Genomic DNA, 1228 nt, shown 5'->3' with positions numbered 1-1228 from the left:
GTCAACTACTCGGCCCTGAGGACCGGGGTTGCCGGTTCGGTCCTTGTGGGCGTTGTTTACGCTCCCGACTGCCCGCTACGGGTGGGCGGTCACGGGTCGCATCCACCGGCCCCCGTGCTAGGCGGGGGCTGGTTGGGGCATGTTGACGAATACCCACGCCGAGCGTGCGCGGTCGCGCACGTTGACCCCGGCGACGACGTCGGCGGGCCCAGCGAGACCGCACCGGCGACAGCAGAAATCATCCCGCGTAGGACGGTTGTTCCTCGCGGTGTGGCCGCACCGCGGGCAGCGCTGCGAGGTGTAGGCCGGATCCACCGCGATGAACGGCACCCCGTGCAGGCGGGCCTTGTAGGCGATGAACTCACCCAGCTGGTGGAACGGCCAGGACGACAGGCGCGCCCGCTGGTCGCGAGGAACCGTGACCCGTCCGCGGATCCCACTCAGCTCTTCGAGTGCGATACCGCGTCCGGTGCGTGCCGCGACGGCAACGACCTGCTTGGAAATCGTGTGATTGACATGCGTGGCGTGCCGCTTCTCGCGGCGGGCCCGCTTCTTCAATATTCTGGCGGCCGACCGGGTGCGTGTGGCCTGGAGTTCGGCCCGTTTGCGGGCCTGCCAGCGGCGGTACCGATCCAGGCGGCGGCCCTGATGGTTGTCCCCATCGCTGGTGGTGGCCAGGTTGACGATGCCGCGGTCCACCCCCACCCAATCGACCGGCTCGTACACCTCCGGTTCGGGGACGTCGCAGGTGGCGAGCAGGAACCACTTCCCGTCCCGGTGCACCAGGTCCGATTCACCCTTGCGGTGCGCGGCAGTGTCTTGGCCTGGTCGGGCGAGCAGACGAACCGCAGGTTCTTGCATCGCCCGGCCACCGTCCAGATGCTCACCGTGCCCGCATCCAACTGCCACGATAAACATCGATCGTCGAAGGTGTGCGCGGCGTCGGCACGGAACACGATCGGTTTGGACTCGGCCTTGCGGCGACGCCGGGACGTCGGGCCGCCGAGTCGGCCGTTGCGGAGGTTCGCCCGGAGAGTGGTGTAGGCGTCCACGACCCGTTTGATCACGTGCTGGGCGGCCTGCGCACCGAGCCCGCCGGCCTTGAGATCGCCGTAGCACAGCGTCCGCAGGGGCGTTTCGCGGCCGCGGAGCCCGAACTGCCGGAAGGCCACGGCCGAGACCTGGTTAGCGGCGGTGTTGACTCGGTGCAGGGTGTCGGTCAGCGCCG

The 1228-nt window shown here is 69.1% G+C and carries 2 protein-coding genes; one reads left to right on the top strand and one right to left on the bottom strand.

All coding sequences use genetic code 11. From position 1 onward, the window contains the following. Positions 1-117: 117 nt before the first annotated feature. The gene (locus tag E1293_RS47055; RefSeq protein ID WP_243717599.1) at positions 118-861 is read right to left on the bottom strand and encodes an RNA-guided endonuclease InsQ/TnpB family protein; all 744 of its coding nucleotides are present in this window, start codon (positions 859-861) and stop codon (positions 118-120) included. Between the two features lie 71 nt (positions 862-932). On the opposite strand from E1293_RS47055, the gene E1293_RS50090 reads away from it, so the two are divergent. Continuing rightward, positions 933-1228, top strand: a 296-nt coding sequence (locus E1293_RS50090) for a hypothetical protein (protein ID WP_424923743.1), incomplete at its 3' end; no start/stop codon positions are given.

This window comes from Actinomadura darangshiensis (assembly GCF_004349235.1).
GTDB lineage: Bacteria > Actinomycetota > Actinomycetes > Streptosporangiales > Streptosporangiaceae > Spirillospora > Spirillospora darangshiensis.
The sequence above is the reverse complement of the archived record's forward strand: the minus strand, read 5'-3'. Positions and strand labels throughout refer to the sequence as shown.

Bases quoted from the DNA above. Each gene is read 5' to 3' on its own strand.
- E1293_RS47055 (WP_243717599.1), bottom strand. From the start codon at position 861: ATGCAAGAACCTGCGGTTCGTCTGCTCGCCCGACCAGGCCAAGACACT.